The organism is Micromonospora sp. NPDC048830 (assembly GCF_043198215.1).
In the GTDB taxonomy this organism is placed as follows: domain Bacteria; phylum Actinomycetota; class Actinomycetes; order Mycobacteriales; family Micromonosporaceae; genus Micromonospora.
Genome location: NZ_JBICUP010000074.1, coordinates 1 through 18,424 on the forward strand (window position 1 = coordinate 1; position 18,424 = coordinate 18,424).

Sequence of the window (18,424 nt, forward strand, 5' to 3'; positions counted from 1 at the left end):
TCCGGGACGGTGGATCAGGTGCGGTCCGAGCTGGGAATCCAGGGCCTGGCCCCGGAGGAAAATCCCCCGGATTTATCCGTGGGGATCGTTAACTCAAGCTCCCTGGCGTGAGGCTGCGATGACCCGCTGGCGGGCTGCTCGCTGTCGGCGGCGCACCAGCGCATTCAGGCTCGCCCGAGAGCGCGGCGTACGGGAATGTCGCGGCGGTGCACTCATGGTGCACTTACCAGCACGCCACGTGCCGTTACGATCGTCGGGCCGACGACGCCCAGGAGAGGACGTGCGATGGCCGCGGTGACCACCTGGACCGGCCGAGAGGCAAACGCCCTGCGGCAGGCGTTGCGGATGAGCGTCACCAACTTCGCCGAACACCTCGGCGCGGCCCGACGGACGGTGGCCAAGTGGAGCAGCCAGGGTGAGAAGGTCCACCTGCGTGCCGACATGCAGGCCGCGCTGGACACGGTGCTGGCGCGTGCCACCGCAGACGTTCGGGAACGCTTCGAAGCACTGCTGGAGTCAGGCATCAACGGTGCGCTCGCGCAGGCCGGGACACTGCCAGGCGCCGGTAGGCACATCGATGCTGGCGGGAGCGGGAATCACGGCTTCAACTTGGACGGTGACGTGCGGCGCAGAGATTTCCTGACAGGTGCGACCGTCAGCGGCATCAGCGCCCTGCCCGGCATCGCGCCGCTGCTCGACGCGCTGGTCTCACCCTCGTCTCGAAGCGCCGAGCCGGCTGCACTGCCCCTCTGGCAATTCGCGCGGGACGTCGCCAGCGTGAAGACGGACTACCAGGCCTGCCGGTACGAGCAGGTTCTTCGCGGGCTCGTGACCCTACTGCCCGCTCTGGAACCGATCCGAGCAGCCGTCACGGCCGAACAGCGAGCACGAATCGAGGCCCTGGCCGGCGACCTCTACCACGTCGTCGGCAGCGTGCTGCTCAAGGTCGGCGACCAGGGAATGGCCCTGGTAGCGGCTGAGAGAAGCACCTGCGCCGGCGCGGCCAGCCACGACCCGGTCGCGATTGCCGCAAGCGCGCGGATCATGACCCACGCCCTGATGAGCAACGGCCACACCAACCAGGCAGCACTCCTCGCCGAGAACACCGCCGACACCCTCGAACGGGACACCCGACTCGCCTCCGCCGACGCGATGGCCGTCTACGGCGCCCGGCTGCTCCGCGGTGCGATCGCAGCCGCCCGCGCCGAGAACCGAGACAGCGCGCAAGCCATGCTCGACCAAGCCACCCGCGCTGCCGCGCGACTCGGCTACGACGGTAACGATCGCTGGACCGGCTTCGGCGCCACCAATGTCCTGCTGCACCGGGTCAACGTCGCCCTGACCCTGGGCGACGCCGGCTCCGCCATCGCCCTCGCCCGCCAGGTGCCACTGGACAAGATCCGCCTCGCCGAACGCAAGGCTTCCCTGTTCGTCGACGTGGCCCGCGCCTACACCCGGTGGGGGCGGTACGAGAACGGCCTGAACGCGCTGCGCACCGCGTACGAGGTGGCGCCCGAAGAGATCCGTTGTCGGCCGGCGGTTCAACGCATCGCCAGTGATCTCGCGGTCCTCACGCGAGGGCAGATCCGCACCGCGGTCCTCGACTTCGCCCAGCACGCCGGGTTCCAACTATGAACGCCGGGCACCTGCAAATCGTCGTCTGCGGCGCCGGGCCCGCCGCAGACGTGGCACAGCTGATCGTCGCCGCCACGCAAGGGTCTTGGACAGCGGCGGTGACGGCCACCCCCAGTGCGCTCGGCTTCATCGACGCCCCTGCGGTTGAGCGGCTCACCGGACATCCAATCCGGTCCACCTACAGATCGTCTCCCGGCGCACGCCGCTCGCTCCCCGCCGCTGACGCACTCGTCATCGCCCCCGCGACCTACAACGCCATCAACAAGATCGCTCTCGGCATCGCCGACAACTACGCCATGATCGCCGTGGCGGAGCTGATCGGGCGTCAGGTGCCGACCGTGATCGTCCCGTTCGTGAACGCCGCCCTGGCCGCCCGCGCACCCTTCCAGCGCGCCGTGGCGCACCTTCGCCACGAGCGCGTACGGGTCCTTTTCGGCCGCGACGAAGGATGGGAGCCCCACCCACCCGGCAGCGGCAACGATCGGCAGAAGGTCTTTCCGTGGACGACGGCGTTCGAGGTCGCGGCCAGGCTGACTCGTACGCACTGATCGTGGTCCGCTCGTCAGCGGCCGACTCGCCGCTCCCCGTCGCGGTGCGTCCGCCCGCCCGCCTCGTCGCGGTCGATGCGTGGCTCCCGTTCCAGCTCGGCGATGACGGCGCGCAGGTCGTCGAGCCGCTGGGTCAGCGCGATCCGGTCCACCTCGTCGGGCACCCCGTCGCCGTCCTCGTCGTACCCGGGTGCCAGCCGCTCGGTCATCTCCAGCCGGCGGGCCTCCTCCATCGAGTTGACGATGACCGCGATGAGGATGTTGAGCAGCAGGTTGACGGTGATGACGACGAAGCTTACGTAGTAGAGCAGCGTCCACGGCGACACCGCCATGCCCTGCTCGACGAGGTCCGGCAGCGTCTCCAGCGACAGCAGCACGAACAGGGTCAGCAGCGAGCGGCCGATGTCGCCGTACTGCTCGGGATAGGTGTCGGCGAAGATCAGCCAGCCGGCCATGCCGTAGACGTACAGGGTCACCACGGCCAGCGCGAGGAAGCCGCCCACGCCCGGCAGGCTGCGCAGCAGCGCCGCGACGATCGTCCGCAGGCCCGGGGAGAAGCGCACCAGCCGCAGCACCCGGGCGACCCGGAGCACCCGCAGCAACGCCGAGTCGCCGTGCAGGCCGGGCAGGAAGATCGCCGCGACCACGAGGAAGTCGAAGACGTTCCAGCCGTGCCGGAAGAAGTCCTGCGGCCGGCGGCCGTACGCCAGCACCCGCGCGGCGATCTCCGCCACGAAGATCACGCGGAACGACCACTCCAGCCAGCGCAGGGCCGGCCGGGCCGCGCCGAGGTGCGGGTACGTCTCCAGGCCGAGCACCACCCCGTTGGCCATGATGACGACGACGATGGCGATCTCGAACGGGCGGGACCGGACGACCCGGGCGAACCGATCGGCGACGCCCGGTGGTTCGGACGGGGCGGCGGCCGGCCGCCTGAGCACGGCAGGTATGGCGACCAGCCTAACGAGGGCGCTTTCCCGGCGATCCGGCGTGGAAGCGGGCTGACCGACACGCCACGGACGACGTAACGGGGTTGACTCCTTGCCGCGCTCGCCTATGGTGAGCGGATGACCACGGCCGGCGCGTCCCGCGCCGGTGTCGCCTCGGTGACACCGGCCGGTGTCGCCTGCCCGCCCGCCGCCGGTCAGCTCGTTCCCGCCTTCCGGCCGGCGGCGTCCCGCGCGGTCGCGCCGACCTACGGGCTGCCGAGCCCCGCCCCGGCCGGCCGGAGCCCTCCGGAGCCGTTCGTCTCATGAGGAACGGCCACAGGGCGAAGCGGAAACCGCTTCGGCCCTTTTTCTTTTCCGGAAGGTGACAACGATGAGCACGCCCACCGACAGCGGCCGGATCGACGCGCTGCGCACGACACTGACCAGCGAGTTCGAGGCGCAGACGGCCAGGTTGACCCAACTGACCGCCGACACCGGCGACCCGTCCGACCCGCACACCCAGGTCGCGCTGATCGCGACGACCCGGCAGAGCCTGGAGCAGATCACCGACGCGCTGCGGCGGATCGCCGAGGGCACCTACGGCTCGTGCGAGCGGTGCGGGAATGCCATCCCGACCGAGCGTCTGGAGATCCTGCCGCACGCCCGCTTCTGCGTACCCTGCCAGCGCAAGCACTGAGTGGACCTCTGCCAGCGCAAGCACTGAGTGGACCTCTGCCAGCGCAAGCACTGAGCGGGCCAGCCGAGCTGGTCCGCCCCCTGCGCAGGGGGCGGACCAGCTCGGCTCCGGTCAGCCGGCCCCGAAGCAGACGAAGGCCGCCGCGGTGGCCCGGGCGGACGCGTCGCCGGCCGCGACGAATGCCCGCTGCGCGTCGGCGAGGGCCTGCGCCGGCCCGGCGCCGGCCCGCATCCGCCGGTGCAGGTCGAGCATCAGCGCGGTGGTGGGGTCGGCCGGCACCGGCAGCACGGTGGCGACCAGGCACCGGGCGCCGAGGGCCAGCAGCACCGCGGTGAACCCCATGACCTCGTCGCCCGGGCGCACCCCGGTCAGGCCGGAGTCGCACGCGGACAGCACCACGCAGCCGGGCGGGCGGGCCACCCGCTCCCACTCGTACGCGAACAGCGGCCCGTCGGCCAGCTCCAACGTGGAGAACTGCGGGTTGTCGGCGCGGAACGTGCCGTGGGCCGCGATGTGCACCAGCCCGGCCCCGTCCAGTGCCGCGGTCAGCGCGGCGGCGGTGGCGGCCGGCCCGGCGAGCGTCCGCGCCCCCGGCAGCACCTCCGCGAGCCGGCGTACCTCGGCGTGCGCGGCCGGCAGACGCGGGCCGGCGGCCAGGACCGGCGGTCCCGCCGGCGCGGCCCGCCGGTCCGCCCCCAGCCAGACGGTGGCCGACGGGGCCACCGTGACCGCCCGCCCGGCGCACGTCGGCAGCGCCGACCAGGGCACCGCGTGCAGCGCCCCGACCGGCACGATCACCAGGTCCCGGTCCGCCAGGCGCCGACGCAACGGGTCGAACAGCTGGCGGTCCAGGGCCACCGCGGCGTGCGCGGCCCCCGCCCGCGCGTCGGCCGAGTCGCCCGTGGTGACCAGCCGGCGGAGGCCGAACCGGTGCCGCCGGGCCAGGTCCGCCGCCTCGGCGAGCGGGCCGAGTTCGTACAGGCCGGCGCGGCCGTCGCGGATCAGCACCGCCCGCAGCCGGTCGCCGTGGGCAACCAGCTCGACCAGCACCCGGGAGCCGAGCCGCTCGGCCAGGGTGCCCACGCCGGGTGGGGTCACCACGTCGCCCCCGCCGGGCACCCGCCGGGCCAGGTCCCGGATACGCTGCTCCAGCCGGGCCTGGCGGCCGCGCAGGGCGTGCGCCGGGCGGCCGGCGAGCACCTCGTCCTCGATCAGCCCACTGACCAGCCGCAGCTCGGCGAGTGCCGCGACGAGGTCGGGGTCGTCGGGGGGCAGCGCGGGGCGCATCCGCAGCGTGTTGGCGCGCCACCGCTCCGCCCACGCCAGGACCTGGGCCGGGGAGCCGGCCCGGACCGCGACGTCCAGGCCCTCGGCCGCCAACTCCTGCCCGTGCGTCCCGCTGTGGGCACGCAGCTCGGTGGCCCCGAGCGACGTGCGGTGCCGGTCGAGCACGGCCAGCCCCCGACGCAGCGCCCGGGCCGCGCCCGGGTCGTCGCCGGCGAGCCGGCGGGACAGCGCCAGGGCGTACCAGCCCTGCGCCCGCCGGTCGGCGGTGCCGCGGCGGCGGGCCCGGGCGGCCACCGCCAGCAGGTCCCGGGCCTGGCCGGGGCGACCCAGCACGGCGGCCAGCCGGCCCGCCTCGATGCGGGTGGCCAGCGCCGGGCCCGGCCACCCGGTGGCGTCGAGCTGGTCGGCGGTGCGCACCATCGCCGTGAGCAGCGGCGCCGAGCGGGTGCCCCGGCGGTACTCGGCGCGCAGCTCGACGTGCCGCGCGAAGGCCGCCCAGGTGCGGCGGCCCTGGCGACGGAACCGGGCCCGGGCCGCGGCGGCGGCGCTGGTCGCGGTGTCCACGTCGCCGGCGAGCAGCGCCGCCCGGGCCTGCGCCAGCAGCGCCTCGGCGAGGTCCGAGGCCATGCCGCGGCGGCGCAGCTCGTGTACGGCCGCCGCCGCGACCTCGACCGCCTCGTCGACCAGCGGCACCCACAGCAGCAGCTCGAACCGGTCCAGCAGCAGCGCCGGCCGGGGTACGGCGAGCCGCCGGTACTCCTCGTCGACGGCGGCGAAGCAGCGCAGCGCGCCGGCGATGTCGCCGCGCTGGCCGGCCGCGATCCCGCCGTTCCACCGGGCATCGGCCGCCGCCAGGTCCAGCCCGAGCTGGCCGAAGATGGCCGCCGCCCGGGCGAGGTCGTCCTCCGTGCCGCCGGCGGCGCCCCAGAGGGCGTTGAGCAGCCCGCGGTTGTTGCGCGCCCGCGCCTCCAGCAGCAGATCGCCCTCGCGCTGGGCAATGTCGATGGCCAGGCCGTAGTCGCGCACCGCCTCGTCGTACCGCCCCCGATAGTGCAGCACCACGCCCCGCTGCATCCGGGCCCGCCCCGCGTCGGAGCCGGCGAGCTGGGGCAGCGCGGCGGTCACGGCGCGCAGCGCCGCGCCCGTGCGGCCGGCGTTGGCCAACAGGAAGCCCAGACTCATCCGGGCCAGCGCCCGGACCCGGGGCGTGCCGGCGGCCCCCACCGCCCGGCGCAGGTGATGCAGCGCACCGGGCAGGTCGTTGAGCTCCCGCAGGGCCAGGCCGATGGCTCGTTCGGCGGTGGAGCGCTCGTCGTCGCCGACGGCGGGGCCGGCGGCAAGCACCCGCTGGGCGATCGCGATCGCCTCGCGCGGGTAGCGCTGGACGGCGTCGAGCGCCGCCTGGGCCGCCCCGGCACCGGAACCGGTGCTGTCGGGCATGCCCAACAGAGTCCACGACGGACGGCGGCCCGTCAACGTCGACGACCGACGCGGAATTGTCGGAAATCCGCGCCCACCATGCAGCTCATTGACTTTGAACAATGCTTTGGAAGAATCGGCGATGCCCCGGGGAATTCGGCCGCGCCGGCTACCGGCGGGCGCTCCTGTCGACCACATGGAGGACCCGTGCCGCCTGACCACCCCACCGCGCCGCGCCCGACCGGCCGGCTCTCCCGACGCCGGCTGCTGGCGGCGTCCGCGCTCGCCGCGGCGGCGGTGCCGCTCGGCGCCGGGCTGCGCCCGGTCCCCGCGCTCGGCGACGGCGCCGACGACGCCGCCTACCAGCGGCTGTTCGACGAGGCGCTGGCGGCCGACAAGAACGTCCGCCGGCACACCGCCACCGGTCGGGAGTTCCTCTACCGGCCCCGGCAACTGCTGGCCGCGAACGCCGACGTCCAGCGGGTCGTCGCCTGGCTGCGCACCCGAGGTTACGTGGTGACCGTGGGGGCCGGCTTCGCGGGCGTCACCCGGTTGCTGTTCGACCGGGAGACCGACATCCCGGGGGTCGTGACCGTACTGCGCGACCCCCAGCAGTGGCCCGGCCAGCCGGTGCCGAAGGTCCAGCCGCACCACGTGCTGCTGGGTCTGGGCAACATCATGGGCAACCCGGGCGGGCCGCCCGCGGTGGCCGCCGCGCTGCCGCCGCCGGACAGCGCCCGGCTCGGTGAGGGCAAGGACGTCACGGTGGGGATCTGCGACACCGGCATCTGGCAGCTGGCCGGCGGCTTCCACCCGCAGTGGCTCGGCGGCGCGTACGTGCCGCAGGCCGACGACGAGGACCCGCTGTACGTGCACACCGACGTCCTCGCCCCGCAGGGCGGGCACGGCACCTTCGTCGCCGGGGTGGTCCGGCAGGCCGCGCCGGGGGTACGCGTCGACCCGGAGCAGGCGCTGAACGCCACCGGCGTCGGCGACGAGGCATCGGTGGTGGCCGCCATGGGCCGGCTCGCGCCGGAGGTCTCCGTGGTCAACCTGTCCCTGGGCGGATTCACCCAGGACGACCAGCCCTCGCTGCCCCTGGCCAACGCCGTGGCCGCGCTGCCCGCGACGAGCGCCGTGGTCGCGGCGGCGGGCAACGCCGGCACCAGCCGCCCGGTCTGGCCCGCGGCTCTGTCCCGCGTCGTCGCGGTCGCCGCGCTCAGCCAGGGCTCCGGCGGCCTCGTGCCGGCCGTCTACAGCGGATTCGGGCCCTGGATCGACGCCTGCGCGGTCGGCGAGCGCGACAGCACGTACGTCGAGGGGCAACTTCCGCTGCCCGGCCTGCCCACCCGGGCCTTCCACGGCTTCGCCGCCTGGGCGGGCACCTCGTTCGCCACCGCCTACGTCTCCGGCCGGCTCGCGGCCATGATGACCGCCGGCGGCCTGAGCGCCGACGCGGCACGCCTGGCGCTGCTCGCGGCACCTCGCTGGCACCCCGACTACGGCGTGCTCGTGCCATGAGCGAGCGTGAGCGAGCGAATCATCGGCACAGTGCGACAACGCCTCATGCCGACGCCGAGCGCAGCGAGGTGGTGGCATGAGCGAGCGTGAGCGAGCGAATCATCGGCACCGTGCGACAACGCCTCATGCCGACGCCGAGCGCAGCGAGGTGGTGGCATGAGCGAGCGTGAGCGAGCGAATCATCGGCACCGTGGGCGGGCGGTGTCGTCGTGACCGACCGGAGCGCGACCAGCCTGGTGTCCGCCGCCGCCGGCGGGGACGAGTCGGCGTGGGGCGAACTGGTCCGCCGGTACACCCCGCTGGTGTACTCGGTGATCCGGTCGTACGACCTGAGCCGCGCCGACGCCGCCGATGTCAACCAGACGGTCTGGCTGCGCCTGGTGGAGCACCTGGCCCGGGTGCGGGACCCGGAGGCGCTGGCCGCGTGGCTGGCGACGACGGCGCGGCGGGAGTGCTACCGGCTGTCCCGCCTCGGCCGGCGCACCCAGCCCTTCGACCCGTACGACGACGCGCTCGACGCGTACCACGGCTTCTCCCGCGCCGCGGACTCGGCGGCGCCGGACGAGGAGCTGCTGCGCGCGGAGCGGCGGCAGGCGCTGCGGGAGGGCTTCGCGCAGTTGCCGCCGCGCTGCCAGGCGCTGCTGGCCCTGCTGACGGCCGACCCGGCGCCCAGCTACCGGGAGATCGCCGAGCGGCTGGGCGTGCCGGTCGGTAGCATCGGGCCCACCCAGGCCCGCTGCCTGCGCCGGCTGCGCGACTGCCCGGCACTCGCCCCGTACCTCGGGACGCCTGCCACTCGCACGAACGGGGGTGAACGCGATGGAGCAGTGGCCGCCGGTCGATGACGACGCCCTGACCGCGGAGTTGGGCGCGGCGCTGTGGGACGCCGGGCCGGTCCCGGAGGAGTTCCTGACCGCGGCGCGGGCCGCGTTCGCCTGGCGGAACGTGGACGCGGAGCTGACGCTGGCGGAGCTGACGTTCGACTCGGCGTGCGACGCCGAGCCGGCGGGGCTGACCCGGTCGGCGGGCTCGACCCGGACGCTGTCGTTCCGCAGCGGCCCGGTCGTGCTGGAGGTCGAGGTGAGCGCGGCCGGGATCGTCGGGCAGCTCTCCCCGCCGCGTGGCGGCCGGGTCAGCGCGCAGACGGCGTCCGGCACGTACGACGAGGCCCCGGTCGACGCGGTCGGCTTCTTCTCGCTGGCCGCTCCCCCGCCCGGCCCGGTCCAGCTCCGCGCCCGCACGGCCGGGTACGCGGTGGCCACCGCCTGGGTCTCCCTACGCTGACCCGGGCGCACACGGCGAAAGGGGGCGCGGGCCACCCGGCCCGCGCCCCCGCCCGCAGCGGCGAGGTTACTTGTCCCCGACGTTGATCAGGTACTCCACGCCACCGAGGTCGGCCCGTTCGGCGCCGCTCGTGTCCGGCCCGAACTGGGTCACGTCGAGCACGAACTCCTTGGCGGAGGCGACGGCGGCGGTGAAGCCGAGCGAGAACTCGACCCGCTCACCGGGGTTCAGCAGCAGGTTGCCGATGCTGGCCTTTGTCGGGTCCACGATCTCCACCTGGGTGCCGCCGACCGGGCGGACGCCCGTGCCCACCATGCCGCCGGCCCGCCAGCGCTCGAACAGCGTCTGGCCGAGGTCGGCGAAGACCCTGCCGCCCACGCCCTGGAACGGCTCGCCCGGCTGGGCGAAGACCAGGTCGCTCCTGGCCGGCACGGTCAGCGAGTTGCCGATGGCGAACGGCCGCACGATCACCGGCCCGCCCACGATGATCCGCACCGAGTCGACGTTGCGCCAGGCGATGTTGTTGTTGTAGCGGGTGTTGATGCTGACGTCCGGGCCCTCGAAGTTCATCGGGTCGGTCTGCGACACCCAGCGGGCCAGCAGGCAGAAGTGGCCCGGCCCCGGCACCCCGTTCCACGGGATCGTCACCGTCGTGGTGCCCGCCGGGACGATCACGTTGGCCGCGCCGATCTGGGTCCAGTGGATCGGCCAGACCGCGCCGCCGCCGGGCGTCGTCCGGTAGACCCGCAGCACGCCGCTGTCGGTGCCCGAGCCGTACGGGCCGGGGTTACGCAGCTTCACGAAGATGTAGTTGGTGACGCCGACGATCGGGTTCTGGCTGACGGCGCACTCGACCGCGGTCGGGCAGACCTTGATGTCGGGGCTGGCCCACAGCGGATTGAACCCGTGCGGCTGTACGCCGACGTCGGCGGCGACGTCCCGGATGTAGACGTCGGTGCGGGCCGCCACGGCGGCGGCCTTGTCCGGCTGCGCCACGACGGGCGCGGCGCCGGCCGCGGTGACCGTCAGCACCGCGGCCAGCGCCGCGCCCGTGAGCACGGCCAGCGCCGAGCGGCGGACGCGTCTCCCTACGTTGCCCATGACAGGTTTCTCCCATCGACGGGGTACCGCCGACCCGGCGTGACTCGCGGACCGGGTCGACGCGATGACGGTGTTCAGGAGCGCGACACCGCGCGGCAGATACCGCCGGCGGGGGCGGTCACCGTCAGATGGAGCCAGAACCGGCGAAGGAGACAAACGTCGATGGGATGCGGGCGGCTCCGGCCGGGACCGCTACCGCTCCTTGAGGCGGCGGTTGACCTCGTCGGAGAGCCTCCGGTTCAGTTCGGCCAACTGCTCGTCGGTGTAGGCGGTCAGATCGCCCGGGTCGCCCGCGCCGCCGTTCGCCGCCTCCTCCTGCTGCTTCTGCTGCTCCCGGCGGCGCAACTCCTCCTCCTCCGGCGAGCCGGGGGCGGCGTACGCGCACCGGACCAGGCTGCCGTCGGCGTTCTTCAGGCAGGTCGCCTCCCGGCCGCCGATCTGGCCCCGGCCCTCCACCCGGTACCGGATGCTCTGCTCACTGCCGATCGTGGCGGTCCACGTGCTGCCCCCGGTCGGCACCACCTCGAACACCTGGTCGTCGTTCCAGCAGCAGACGTCCCGGTACTCGGCCTTGATCAGGGCGACGATCGCCTGCGGCGACGACCAGGTCGGGCTGAGACGGTGCACGGTCAGCGGGGCGAGACCGCCGCCGGAGTGCCGGGTCGGCACGGTCGACACGGCCACCACGGAACTGGCTTCGCCCTGCGGCGTGAGCGGGGTGACGTACGCGCTGCGTCCACCGCCGTCGCGGTGGCGCAGGGTGAACTCCGACTCGTTGCCCTCGTTGGCGCCGTCCTCGGAGGCGTCCCAGCCGCTGCGCTCGAACCACCAGTCGGCGAACCCGCCGACGGCTGCGGTGCCCTCCCGCTGCCGGGCGGCCAGGCTGATCGGATAGGACGGCCCGGGCACCTTCGTCGTGTCGTCGGCGATCGTGACCCGCCCGGTCCGGCCGTCGTACAGCGCCACACCGGCTGGCCGCTCGGTCACCACCAGGACGCCGGCCTGCCGCTTGAGCGGCACCACCACGACGGGGGTGTCGCCCTGGCAGTAGACGTACGCGTCGTCGGCGGAGAACCGGACCCAGCGCCGCTCGGCGGAGATCTTCCGCCCCAGGTTGTGGGTGAACCAGCCGCCGATCCGCGCGTCGGCGGCGGACACGTCGAACGCGCACCGCTGCTGCGCCCGGCTGTGGCCGCCGAGCGGCACCTCCTGCACCAGGCCGACCTCGTAACCGGTCAGCCAGCCGCGCCGTTCCACCAGAACGGCGAACCTGTCGGAGTCGGGCAGGTAACTCACGTCCGTGATCTCGCCGGTGACGTCGCCCAGGTTGGGCGCGGCCTGCGCCTTGCCGACCAGGTACGGCGCGCGGGCGGTCAACTCCGGGACCGGGTCGGTCACCACCCGCATGGTGGTCGCGTACGCCCGGTCCTGGAGGTATTCGCCGTAGACCAGCCAGAGCGCGCCCAGGGCCAGCCCGACTGCGGCGCCCAGCCAGCCGAGAACGACGGTGGCGCCGGCCGCGGGCGTGGGCTTGCGTCCGCGAAGCCGGTGGGTGAGCAGTCGCGCCGTCGCCGGCGCCCCGGCGAGCAGGGCCAGCAGGGCCGGCGCCGCCAGCCAGGGCAGGAGTTTACGCAGCTCCCACACCAGAACGGTGGTGGCGTACGAGGCGTACCAGGCGACGGCGCCGAGCAGGAGCAGCAGCAGAACCGACGTACCCACCCGCAGCGTCCGACCCATGTCGACATCCCTCCCTCGAACGACGAGACTCGATCCTATTCGGCCGGGCCAAGCCGGCTCCCGCCGTCGGGCGCGGGGCGCGCGAACGGCTCCGGCCGGCCCCGGCGCGGGCCCGCGAGCGGGGGGGCCGGGAGGCACGCGGGGGCGGCCCGGCTGGTGACCAGCCGGGCCGCCCGTTCGGTGCTGCGGTCAGCCGCCCAGGCTCGCCGCGGCCGACGCGATGGCCGAGGCGAAGTAGCTCACCTGGGTGTAGACGCCGGGGAAGTTGGGCCGGGCGCAGCCGTAGCCCCAGCTGGTGATGCCGACCTGGATCCAGGCGCCGGCGGCGTCGCGGCGGAACATCGGGCCACCGGAGTCACCCTGGCAGGTGTCCACGCCGCCGCTGGAGTAGCCGGCGCAGATCTCCTCGGCGGCGATGATGTCGCCGCTGTAGTAGGAGTTGCAGGTGGTGTCGCTGACGAACGGGACGTTCGCCTTCCTCAGGTACCGCTGCTGCGGGCCGCCCTCGTAGGTGGCGCCCCAGCCGGCGACGGTGAAGGTGCCGTTGTCGTAGGCGGTGGTGTTGGCGATCTTCAGCGTGGGCAGGGTGGTGACCGCGCTGGACAGCCGGATCAGCGCCCAGTCCTTGCCGGCACCGTTGTAGCCGGGCGCCCGGTAGACGTAGTTGGAGGTGCGGGTGATCCGGCTGGCGGACTGGAGGTCGACCACGCCGAGCGTCGCGGTGATGCTGGTGTTGGTGCCGGTGGCGCCCACGCAGTGCGCGGCGGTGAGCACGAGCCGGGGGCTGTAGAGCGCGCCGCCGCAGCCCATCGAGAGCCGCACCATCCACGGGAACTCGCCCTGGGCGGCGAGGGTGCCGCCCACGACGTACGGCGTGACGGTGTCGTCGGCCGCGGCGGCGGGTGCCGCAACGGTGAGGCTGCCCGAGGTCACCGCGGCCAGCGCGGCGGCCAGGAGGCCGGTGAGTCTGCGCCAGCGAACCATGTGTTTCCTCCGCATCACGACCGGCGCGCCTCGTGAACGCATCTGATTCAGGATTGCGGATCATCATATTGATATCTATGTATTTAGCGGGCATCCGCTCTGGGTCATACCGTCGGCGTTATGGACGCGCGGCCGGCAGGCCGGTCGCAGAACCCGGCCGCCGGGGCGTCAGCGGGCGGCGCCGCGTACGGGGCCGGCGACCACGGTCAGGGCACGTCCCGGAACGCCGCCTCGACCAACAACGCCTCGACGGCGCGCAGCAACCGCTCGGCCCGCTCCGGCGGCAGGTACCGGGTGTCGGCCGTGACCACCAGCTCGACCGCCCCGGGAGCGTCGAGCACCTGGATCCGGCAGCGCCAGGCGAACCCGTCCAGCCCCTCCAGCCAGCGGAACGCGCCGCGGGCCGCCATCGCCCGCAGGGCGGCCTCGTCCGGGCCCGTCCCGCCGGCGCCGACGTTCTGCGACAGCCGGACGTCGTTGAGGTAGCACAGGGGTGCCAGCACGCTCCGGTGGTCGTGGCCCAGCTCCGTGAAGGCGCGCTCGAACGCTGCCGGGTCGCAGTAGGCGTGCCGGTAGGCCTCCAGGGCCGCCCGCCTGGCCCGGGACAGCAGCTCGACGAGGCCCGGCCGGTCGGCCAGGTCGAGCCGGCAGAGCGCGATCTGGTTGAGGGTGCCGACCGCACCGTCGTACCCGGGCGGGAAACGGTTGTTCGCCATGAGGATCAGCCCGCAGCCGTCCGCCCGCTGTCCGCCGTGACCGCGGCCGCGATCGCCGCCAGCAGGGCCGTGGAGCTGCTGACGCCGTGCCGGGCGGCGACGAGCCGGGCCGCGTGGTGCGCCGCCTCGGACACCAGGGAGCCCCGCCCGTGGCGGGGGGCCAGCCCAGGCCCCGCCGGGTCCGCCACGAACGCCGGCACCCCGGAGAACTGCCGCATCCAGTACGCCACCGCCCGCTCCGAGCGCCGCCGCTCGACGCCCCGCTCCCGCTCGGCGAGGTCCAGCGACTGGAGGCCGGGCGGGGCGTCCAGCGCCCCGCGCAGCACGAGCAGCCGCAGGTCGCGCAGCACGATCTCGGCGGCGTGGAAGTCGACCGTGGAGTGACTGAACACCGCCACGACCTGCCGTACCCGGTCCTCGACGGTGACCAGCGCGACCCGCAGCGGCCATTCGGCGGCGTGGTCGAAGCGCGGCTCGGCGAGCCGCGCGGCCAGCGCCGCCGCGGCGGACCGGCCGTCCGGGTCGTCCGCCGGCCGGGGCATGGCGTGGACGAGGACGGGCAGCCGTCCCGCCGACGCCGCCTCCTGGCGCAGCTCCCCGTTCCGCGGACGAACCCGGGTACGCAGCGACTCGTGCCGGGCGACCAGCGCGCCGACCGCCCGCAGCGCCCGCAGCACGGCGATGTCGGCCCGCGCGGAGAAGGCCAGGGTCCGGGGCAGGGTCAGCACCCGGTACGCGGCGGGGGACGCGAACTCCTCGACGGACCGCCACATCGCCCGCTGCCTTCAGGTGGGCGGCCCGGCGCTGTCCCGCCCGCCACGGAACTCCGCGTACGCCGTCTCCTCGGCGCCCGCCGTCTCCTCGGCGCCCGCCGTCTCCTCGGCGCCCGCCGCGACGAGGGGAGGCGCGTCGCCGCGCGGGAACCACGGCCACGGCACGTCGCCGAAGGCGGCCCGGTCGAACGCCGACCTGACCCGGCTGGACGGGGAGGTCGGCGTCAAACAGGCCCCGCCGAACTCGGTATCCCCGCCGACGCCGTCTACAACTGGCTGCGCCTCGGGCAGGTACCTGCCCGCCGGGGCCCCAGCGGGCGCTGGTGCATCCCGTGGGATCCGGCCACCCAGGAGATCCACCAGCAAAAGGTCGCCGGCTCGTTCCGCCTCAAACCGGTCTTGCCGACCCTCGACGGACGCGCTCCGGGAGGTGACCTCTGATTCGGCAGATGAGTCAGCCAACGACCGCACGGCCAGGGCGGCTCGGCCCGGTCATGCTGGTGACATGACTTCGTAGAGGTTGCGGGCGTCATCGGTGAAGTAGAGGCCGCGGGCGCACAAGGGATGGTCGGTGCGGCCGTTGTCGGGCTCGTCTGGTTCGCTGCCGTAGGGCACGCCGCGGGCCTGCAGCCGGGCCAGGATCTGATCGAAGGTTGCCGGGTCCACGTCGAACGCCAGATGCAGTCCGACCGGGTCGTCGACGGTCATGAAGTCAAGGGTTAACTGCTCGTTGACGCGGACAGGAGCGAAGTGGCGGACGTTGCCTGAGTAGGTCAGTCCCATGATGTCGGCGAGAAATCGGGCGGCCGTCTCGTTGTCGACCGCGGGCACGATGGTGTGGTTCAAGGTGATGGTCATGCGGTCTCTCCAGCGGTGCACAGGGCGGGTTGGACGGTCGTGCCGGTCATGGCCGGAGTCAGAACGGCGGCGACCGCGACGTGCAGGACGCCGAGGGTCAGCCGGGTCGCGGTGTCCATGCCGGGTGCCATCAGTGGTGCGAAGGACATGAGCAGGACCGCGAGGGCGGTGATCGTCCAGATACGCCGGGCGTTCCTGGGCAGCAGCCGTCGGGAGCGCGAGCACTGCCCAGCCGGCCAGGGAAGCGAGCAACGCGATGACCACCACCGGGGCCAGGCCGATGTCCAAGGGTTCGCGGCCGGCTGGCCCACCTGTGACGATGAGCCGGTGCCCGAGCAGCGGCACCGCGATCCTCCAGATGACAGCGGCCAGGCCGACGGCGCCGGCCACGGCGTAGGCGACTCATCGGGCACCTGCCCGCCCGTCGACCACACCGTGCAGGAACACGTCGACCAGGGTCTCGGTCGGGATCTCGCCGCCGAGCCCCCGCCGGCCGAACAGCATGCCGAGGAAGACGACGGCAAGGTTCTCGACCGGGAGCCGCAGTGCGGCCCGGTCGGGTTCCAGGAGCCGGATCACCGCTTGCCGGGTGTGCTCGGTGGCGTCCGCCCGATCGCCGGTCGCGGTGCGATCGCGCGGTACGCCGCGCTCGCCCCGACGGCCGGCGGCGTGGACCGCGCCGATCACCGCGCCCATCCGTTCCAGATAGGCGTGCAGGGTCGTCGCCGCCTCGGTCAGCCGGGCGGCCAAGGGCTGGTCGAGCGGCACGGCGTCGAGTTCGGCCAGGACGTGATCGTTGCGCAGAGCGGCGGCCATGCAGGCGTCCAGCAGTTCGTCCTTGTCGGCGAAGGCGCGGAAGATCGTGGCCTCGCCGATCCCGGCCGCCTTCGCGATCTGCTGGGTGCTGACCGCAGCGCCGTGCTCGACCAGCAGCGGAAGCGCCGCCGCCACGATCATTTCCCGACCCTCGTCGGGGCTCATTCCCGGCGCTCTACGCCGGGCTGGTGCCTCTGTCATGTTAACACCGCACCGGAGTGAGTACTCACTCCGTCAAGCGGATACCGGCGCCGAAGCCGATCCCTGGCTTCAATGCCCCTGGACCGGATCGTTCCCCTCGCGGCGGCCGGCCCGGCCCGCGTCCTCAACCGCTACGGCCCCACCGAGGCCACCGTCGGCGTCGCCACGTTCGAGGTGACCGCCGACGGGCCGGCCACCGGACCGGTGCCGACCGGCCGGCCCCTGCCGCACGCCCGGGTGTACGTGCTCGACGAGCGGACGCGCCCCGCGCCCCTGGGGGTGCCCGGCGAGCTGTACCTCGGCAGGGACCGGCTCGCCCGCAGCTACCTGAACCGGCCCGGCCTGAGCTGCGCCGCCGCCTCGCCGACCGGCTGCCCGATCGGGGGCGGCGTCCGTCCAGGGCTGACCGGAGACCCGGCGGGGTGGCGGCCCTCCCCCGGCCGCCCCGCCCACCGGTGACCGGTCACCGCGCCAGGCTCACCGCGTCAGCGGAGCCGCCGCGGCCCGGCCAGCCACTCCCGCGACGCCCGCCTGTTGAGCGCCCAGAGCACCCAGGCCAGCAGGCCGACCCCGACGATCGTGATCGCGCCGAACATGCCGAGGGAGGCCGTGGCGAGCAGCCCGGACAGCACGTACGCCGATGCCGGCGCCCACGGCCGGCGCCCGGACAGGCCAAGCGCCGCCGCCGCGCAGGCGACCGCCATGACGGCGAAGAACACGGCCGCGCCGGTCGACCCGTCCTCGTCCACGAGCCGGTGCACGGCGGCCAGGACGAAGAGCACCACGAGGACCACGAAGGTGACCGCGGTGAGCAGCACGGGCCCCGGCATCGGGGGGCGCCGAGCGACCGCGTCGTGCGCGGCATTCCCTCGTGCGCGCAGTGGTTCGGCAGCCGCACCGCCAACCCGACCAACCATGCAGACAACGATGACCGTCGACACCTGCCGCGACCGGGGCAGTGTCAGGAAGACGACAGTACGGGGCGGCCTAAGCTTCCGCTCATGGCGAAGTACCTGGACGTTCACCCGGACAACCCGCAGCCCCGGACCATCAGTCAGGTGGTCGACCTGATCCGCCGCGACGGGTTGATCGCGTACCCCACCGACTCGTGCTTCGCGCTGGGCTGTCGGCTCGGCAACAAGGAGGGCATGGACCGGATCCGGGAGATCCGGAACCTCGACAGCGGGCACCACTTCACCCTGGTGTGCCGGGACTTCGCGCAGCTCGGCCAGTTCGTGCACCTCAGCAACGCCGTGTTCCGCGCCGTCAAGGCGGCCACTCCCGGCAGTTACACGTTCATCCTGCCGGGGACGAAGGAGGTGCCGCGCCGGCTGCTGCACCCGAAGAAGAAGACCGTCGGCGTACGCATCCCCGAGCACGTGGTCGCCCAGGCCATCCTCACCGAGCTCGGCGAGCCGCTGCTGTCGAGCACCCTGCTGCTGCCCGGTGACGAGGAGCCGATGACGCAGGGCTGGGAGATCAAGGAACGGCTCGACCACGCCGTCGACGCCGTCGTGGACTCCGGCGAGTGCGGCACCGAGCCGACCACGGTGGTCGACTTCTCCGAGGGCGAGCCCGAGATCGTCCGGGTCGGTGCCGGCGACCCGTCCCGCTTCGCCTGAGGTCCCGTCCGCAGGTCCCAGCGTCCGTGGGCGCGACCGGCGTGGGGTCCGGGCGGGACGCCGACCCAGCCATGTCGCCGACATCGCGGTATCCCGCCGGCCCCGTCCCCACCATGCCGCCGACATCGCGCTGTCGATGCCGGCCGGGGGGGCCGGGGTCAGTGTCATGGTCCCGGAAATGCGTTCAGGGCCACCCCGAATCGGGGTGACCCTGAACGAAAGAATGTCCGGCGGTGTCCTACTCTCCCACACCCTCCCGAGTGCAGTACCATCGGCGCTGGAAGGCTTAGCTACCG

Annotated in this window: 21 protein-coding genes; 9 read left to right on the plus strand and 12 right to left on the minus strand. The window is 73.8% G+C overall.

Features of this window, described 5'->3' with window-relative positions; translation table 11 throughout:
- Positions 1 to 285: 285 nt before the first annotated feature.
- Both ACGFIZ_RS32475 and ACGFIZ_RS32480 read left to right on the plus strand, forming a co-directional pair.
- Positions 286 to 1,635 (plus strand): hypothetical protein, encoded by a 1,350-nt coding sequence (locus ACGFIZ_RS32475; RefSeq protein ID WP_393426639.1) that lies wholly within the window; start codon positions 286 to 288, stop codon positions 1,633 to 1,635.
- The gene (locus tag ACGFIZ_RS32480; RefSeq protein ID WP_393426642.1) at positions 1,632 to 2,183 is read left to right on the plus strand and encodes a flavoprotein; all 552 of its coding nucleotides are present in this window, start codon (positions 1,632 to 1,634) and stop codon (positions 2,181 to 2,183) included. Before ACGFIZ_RS32475 ends, ACGFIZ_RS32480 begins: the two co-directional genes overlap by 4 nt.
- A gap of 14 nt (positions 2,184 to 2,197) precedes the next feature.
- Here the strand turns inward: ACGFIZ_RS32480 and ACGFIZ_RS32485 are convergent, their stop codons facing one another.
- A complete protein-coding gene (locus tag ACGFIZ_RS32485; RefSeq protein ID WP_393426645.1) occupies positions 2,198 to 3,124 on the minus strand; it encodes an ion transporter in 927 nt (308 codons plus the stop codon).
- A gap of 126 nt (positions 3,125 to 3,250) precedes the next feature.
- On the opposite strand from ACGFIZ_RS32485, the gene ACGFIZ_RS32490 reads away from it, so the two are divergent.
- Positions 3,251 to 3,439 (plus strand): hypothetical protein, encoded by a 189-nt coding sequence (locus ACGFIZ_RS32490; protein ID WP_393426648.1) that lies wholly within the window; start codon positions 3,251 to 3,253, stop codon positions 3,437 to 3,439.
- A 64-nt stretch (positions 3,440 to 3,503) separates the two neighbouring features.
- Entirely contained in the window at positions 3,504 to 3,809 is a 306-nt protein-coding gene (locus tag ACGFIZ_RS32495) for a TraR/DksA family transcriptional regulator (RefSeq protein ID WP_393426651.1), read from the plus strand.
- Positions 3,810 to 3,920: 111 nt separating this feature from the next.
- On the opposite strand, the gene ACGFIZ_RS32500 is transcribed toward ACGFIZ_RS32495, so the two are convergent.
- A complete protein-coding gene (locus ACGFIZ_RS32500; protein WP_393426654.1) occupies positions 3,921 to 6,536 on the minus strand; it encodes a CHAT domain-containing protein in 2,616 nt (871 codons plus the stop codon).
- A 186-nt stretch (positions 6,537 to 6,722) separates the two neighbouring features.
- Between ACGFIZ_RS32500 and ACGFIZ_RS32505 the strand changes: the two genes are divergently transcribed.
- From ACGFIZ_RS32505 to ACGFIZ_RS32515, 3 genes are all read left to right on the plus strand, one after another.
- A complete protein-coding gene (locus ACGFIZ_RS32505) occupies positions 6,723 to 8,036 on the plus strand; it encodes a S8/S53 family peptidase (protein WP_393426657.1) in 1,314 nt (437 codons plus the stop codon).
- A gap of 209 nt (positions 8,037 to 8,245) precedes the next feature.
- Positions 8,246 to 8,881, plus strand: a complete 636-nt coding sequence (locus ACGFIZ_RS32510) for an RNA polymerase sigma factor (protein WP_393426660.1) — start codon at positions 8,246 to 8,248, stop codon at positions 8,879 to 8,881.
- The gene (locus tag ACGFIZ_RS32515; RefSeq protein WP_393426663.1) at positions 8,856 to 9,320 is read left to right on the plus strand and encodes a hypothetical protein; all 465 of its coding nucleotides are present in this window, start codon (positions 8,856 to 8,858) and stop codon (positions 9,318 to 9,320) included. The genes ACGFIZ_RS32510 and ACGFIZ_RS32515 overlap by 26 nt, the downstream gene beginning before the upstream one ends.
- Before the next feature lie 66 nt (positions 9,321 to 9,386).
- Here ACGFIZ_RS32515 and ACGFIZ_RS32520 read toward each other — a convergent pair whose 3' ends face one another.
- From ACGFIZ_RS32520 to ACGFIZ_RS32560, 9 genes are all read right to left on the minus strand, one after another.
- On the minus strand, positions 9,387 to 10,421 hold the full coding sequence (locus ACGFIZ_RS32520) for a hypothetical protein (protein ID WP_393426666.1): 1,035 nt from the start codon (positions 10,419 to 10,421) through the stop codon (positions 9,387 to 9,389).
- Positions 10,422 to 10,613: 192 nt separating this feature from the next.
- Entirely contained in the window at positions 10,614 to 12,158 is a 1,545-nt protein-coding gene (locus ACGFIZ_RS32525) for a hypothetical protein (protein WP_393426669.1), read from the minus strand.
- A gap of 189 nt (positions 12,159 to 12,347) precedes the next feature.
- Positions 12,348 to 13,142: a serine protease gene (locus tag ACGFIZ_RS32530; RefSeq protein ID WP_393426672.1), complete on the minus strand. Its 795-nt coding sequence runs from the start codon at positions 13,140 to 13,142 to the stop codon at positions 12,348 to 12,350.
- Between the two features lie 206 nt (positions 13,143 to 13,348).
- Positions 13,349 to 13,858 (minus strand): hypothetical protein, encoded by a 510-nt coding sequence (locus ACGFIZ_RS32535; protein WP_393426675.1) that lies wholly within the window; start codon positions 13,856 to 13,858, stop codon positions 13,349 to 13,351.
- Positions 13,859 to 13,863: 5 nt separating this feature from the next.
- Positions 13,864 to 14,631, minus strand: coding sequence for a condensation domain-containing protein (locus ACGFIZ_RS32540; RefSeq protein ID WP_393426678.1), 768 nt, complete (start codon positions 14,629 to 14,631; stop codon positions 13,864 to 13,866).
- Positions 14,632 to 14,643: 12 nt separating this feature from the next.
- On the minus strand, positions 14,644 to 14,859 hold the full coding sequence (locus tag ACGFIZ_RS32545) for a hypothetical protein (protein ID WP_393426681.1): 216 nt from the start codon (positions 14,857 to 14,859) through the stop codon (positions 14,644 to 14,646).
- Between the two features lie 264 nt (positions 14,860 to 15,123).
- Entirely contained in the window at positions 15,124 to 15,489 is a 366-nt protein-coding gene (locus ACGFIZ_RS32550) for a VOC family protein (protein ID WP_393426684.1), read from the minus strand.
- Positions 15,486 to 15,923 carry a DUF6069 family protein gene (locus ACGFIZ_RS32555; protein ID WP_393426687.1) on the minus strand — a complete coding sequence of 146 codons (438 nt, stop codon included), beginning with the start codon at positions 15,921 to 15,923 and terminating at the stop codon, positions 15,486 to 15,488. The genes ACGFIZ_RS32550 and ACGFIZ_RS32555 overlap by 4 nt, the downstream gene beginning before the upstream one ends.
- Positions 15,892 to 16,470: a TetR/AcrR family transcriptional regulator gene (locus tag ACGFIZ_RS32560; protein WP_393426690.1), complete on the minus strand. Its 579-nt coding sequence runs from the start codon at positions 16,468 to 16,470 to the stop codon at positions 15,892 to 15,894. The genes ACGFIZ_RS32555 and ACGFIZ_RS32560 overlap by 32 nt, the downstream gene beginning before the upstream one ends.
- A 108-nt stretch (positions 16,471 to 16,578) precedes the next feature.
- Between ACGFIZ_RS32560 and ACGFIZ_RS32565 the strand changes: the two genes are divergently transcribed.
- On the plus strand, positions 16,579 to 16,965 hold the full coding sequence (locus ACGFIZ_RS32565; RefSeq protein WP_393426693.1) for an AMP-binding protein: 387 nt from the start codon (positions 16,579 to 16,581) through the stop codon (positions 16,963 to 16,965).
- Positions 16,966 to 16,991: 26 nt separating this feature from the next.
- On the opposite strand, the gene ACGFIZ_RS32570 is transcribed toward ACGFIZ_RS32565, so the two are convergent.
- Positions 16,992 to 17,336 carry a hypothetical protein gene (locus tag ACGFIZ_RS32570; RefSeq protein WP_393426696.1) on the minus strand — a complete coding sequence of 115 codons (345 nt, stop codon included), beginning with the start codon at positions 17,334 to 17,336 and terminating at the stop codon, positions 16,992 to 16,994.
- Between the two features lie 171 nt (positions 17,337 to 17,507).
- Here ACGFIZ_RS32570 and ACGFIZ_RS32575 point away from each other — a divergent pair, with 171 nt between their 5' ends.
- Entirely contained in the window at positions 17,508 to 18,128 is a 621-nt protein-coding gene (locus tag ACGFIZ_RS32575) for an L-threonylcarbamoyladenylate synthase (protein WP_393426699.1), read from the plus strand.
- The last annotated feature ends 296 nt before the right edge of the window (positions 18,129 to 18,424 follow it).

Excerpts from the sequence above, each read along its gene's own strand:
- ACGFIZ_RS32560 (WP_393426690.1), bottom strand. The coding sequence starts at position 16,470 with ATGAGCCCCGACGAGGGTCGGGAAATGATCGTGGCGGCGGCGCTTCCG.
- ACGFIZ_RS32515 (WP_393426663.1), top strand. The coding sequence starts at position 8,856 with ATGGAGCAGTGGCCGCCGGTCGATGACGACGCCCTGACCGCGGAGTTG.
- ACGFIZ_RS32575 (WP_393426699.1), top strand. The coding sequence starts at position 17,508 with ATGGCGAAGTACCTGGACGTTCACCCGGACAACCCGCAGCCCCGGACC.
- ACGFIZ_RS32500 (WP_393426654.1), bottom strand. The coding sequence starts at position 6,536 with ATGCCCGACAGCACCGGTTCCGGTGCCGGGGCGGCCCAGGCGGCGCTC.
- ACGFIZ_RS32535 (WP_393426675.1), bottom strand. The coding sequence starts at position 13,858 with ATGGCGAACAACCGTTTCCCGCCCGGGTACGACGGTGCGGTCGGCACC.
- ACGFIZ_RS32570 (WP_393426696.1), bottom strand. The coding sequence starts at position 17,336 with ATGCCGGGGCCCGTGCTGCTCACCGCGGTCACCTTCGTGGTCCTCGTG.
- ACGFIZ_RS32480 (WP_393426642.1), top strand. The coding sequence starts at position 1,632 with ATGAACGCCGGGCACCTGCAAATCGTCGTCTGCGGCGCCGGGCCCGCC.
- ACGFIZ_RS32495 (WP_393426651.1), top strand. The coding sequence starts at position 3,504 with ATGAGCACGCCCACCGACAGCGGCCGGATCGACGCGCTGCGCACGACA.
- ACGFIZ_RS32540 (WP_393426678.1), bottom strand. The coding sequence starts at position 14,631 with ATGTGGCGGTCCGTCGAGGAGTTCGCGTCCCCCGCCGCGTACCGGGTG.
- ACGFIZ_RS32525 (WP_393426669.1), bottom strand. The coding sequence starts at position 12,158 with ATGGGTCGGACGCTGCGGGTGGGTACGTCGGTTCTGCTGCTGCTCCTG.
- ACGFIZ_RS32550 (WP_393426684.1), bottom strand. The coding sequence starts at position 15,489 with ATGACCATCACCTTGAACCACACCATCGTGCCCGCGGTCGACAACGAG.
- ACGFIZ_RS32475 (WP_393426639.1), top strand. The coding sequence starts at position 286 with ATGGCCGCGGTGACCACCTGGACCGGCCGAGAGGCAAACGCCCTGCGG.
- ACGFIZ_RS32565 (WP_393426693.1), top strand. The coding sequence starts at position 16,579 with ATGCCCCTGGACCGGATCGTTCCCCTCGCGGCGGCCGGCCCGGCCCGC.
- ACGFIZ_RS32490 (WP_393426648.1), top strand. The coding sequence starts at position 3,251 with ATGACCACGGCCGGCGCGTCCCGCGCCGGTGTCGCCTCGGTGACACCG.
- ACGFIZ_RS32520 (WP_393426666.1), bottom strand. The coding sequence starts at position 10,421 with ATGGGCAACGTAGGGAGACGCGTCCGCCGCTCGGCGCTGGCCGTGCTC.
- ACGFIZ_RS32530 (WP_393426672.1), bottom strand. The coding sequence starts at position 13,142 with ATGGTTCGCTGGCGCAGACTCACCGGCCTCCTGGCCGCCGCGCTGGCC.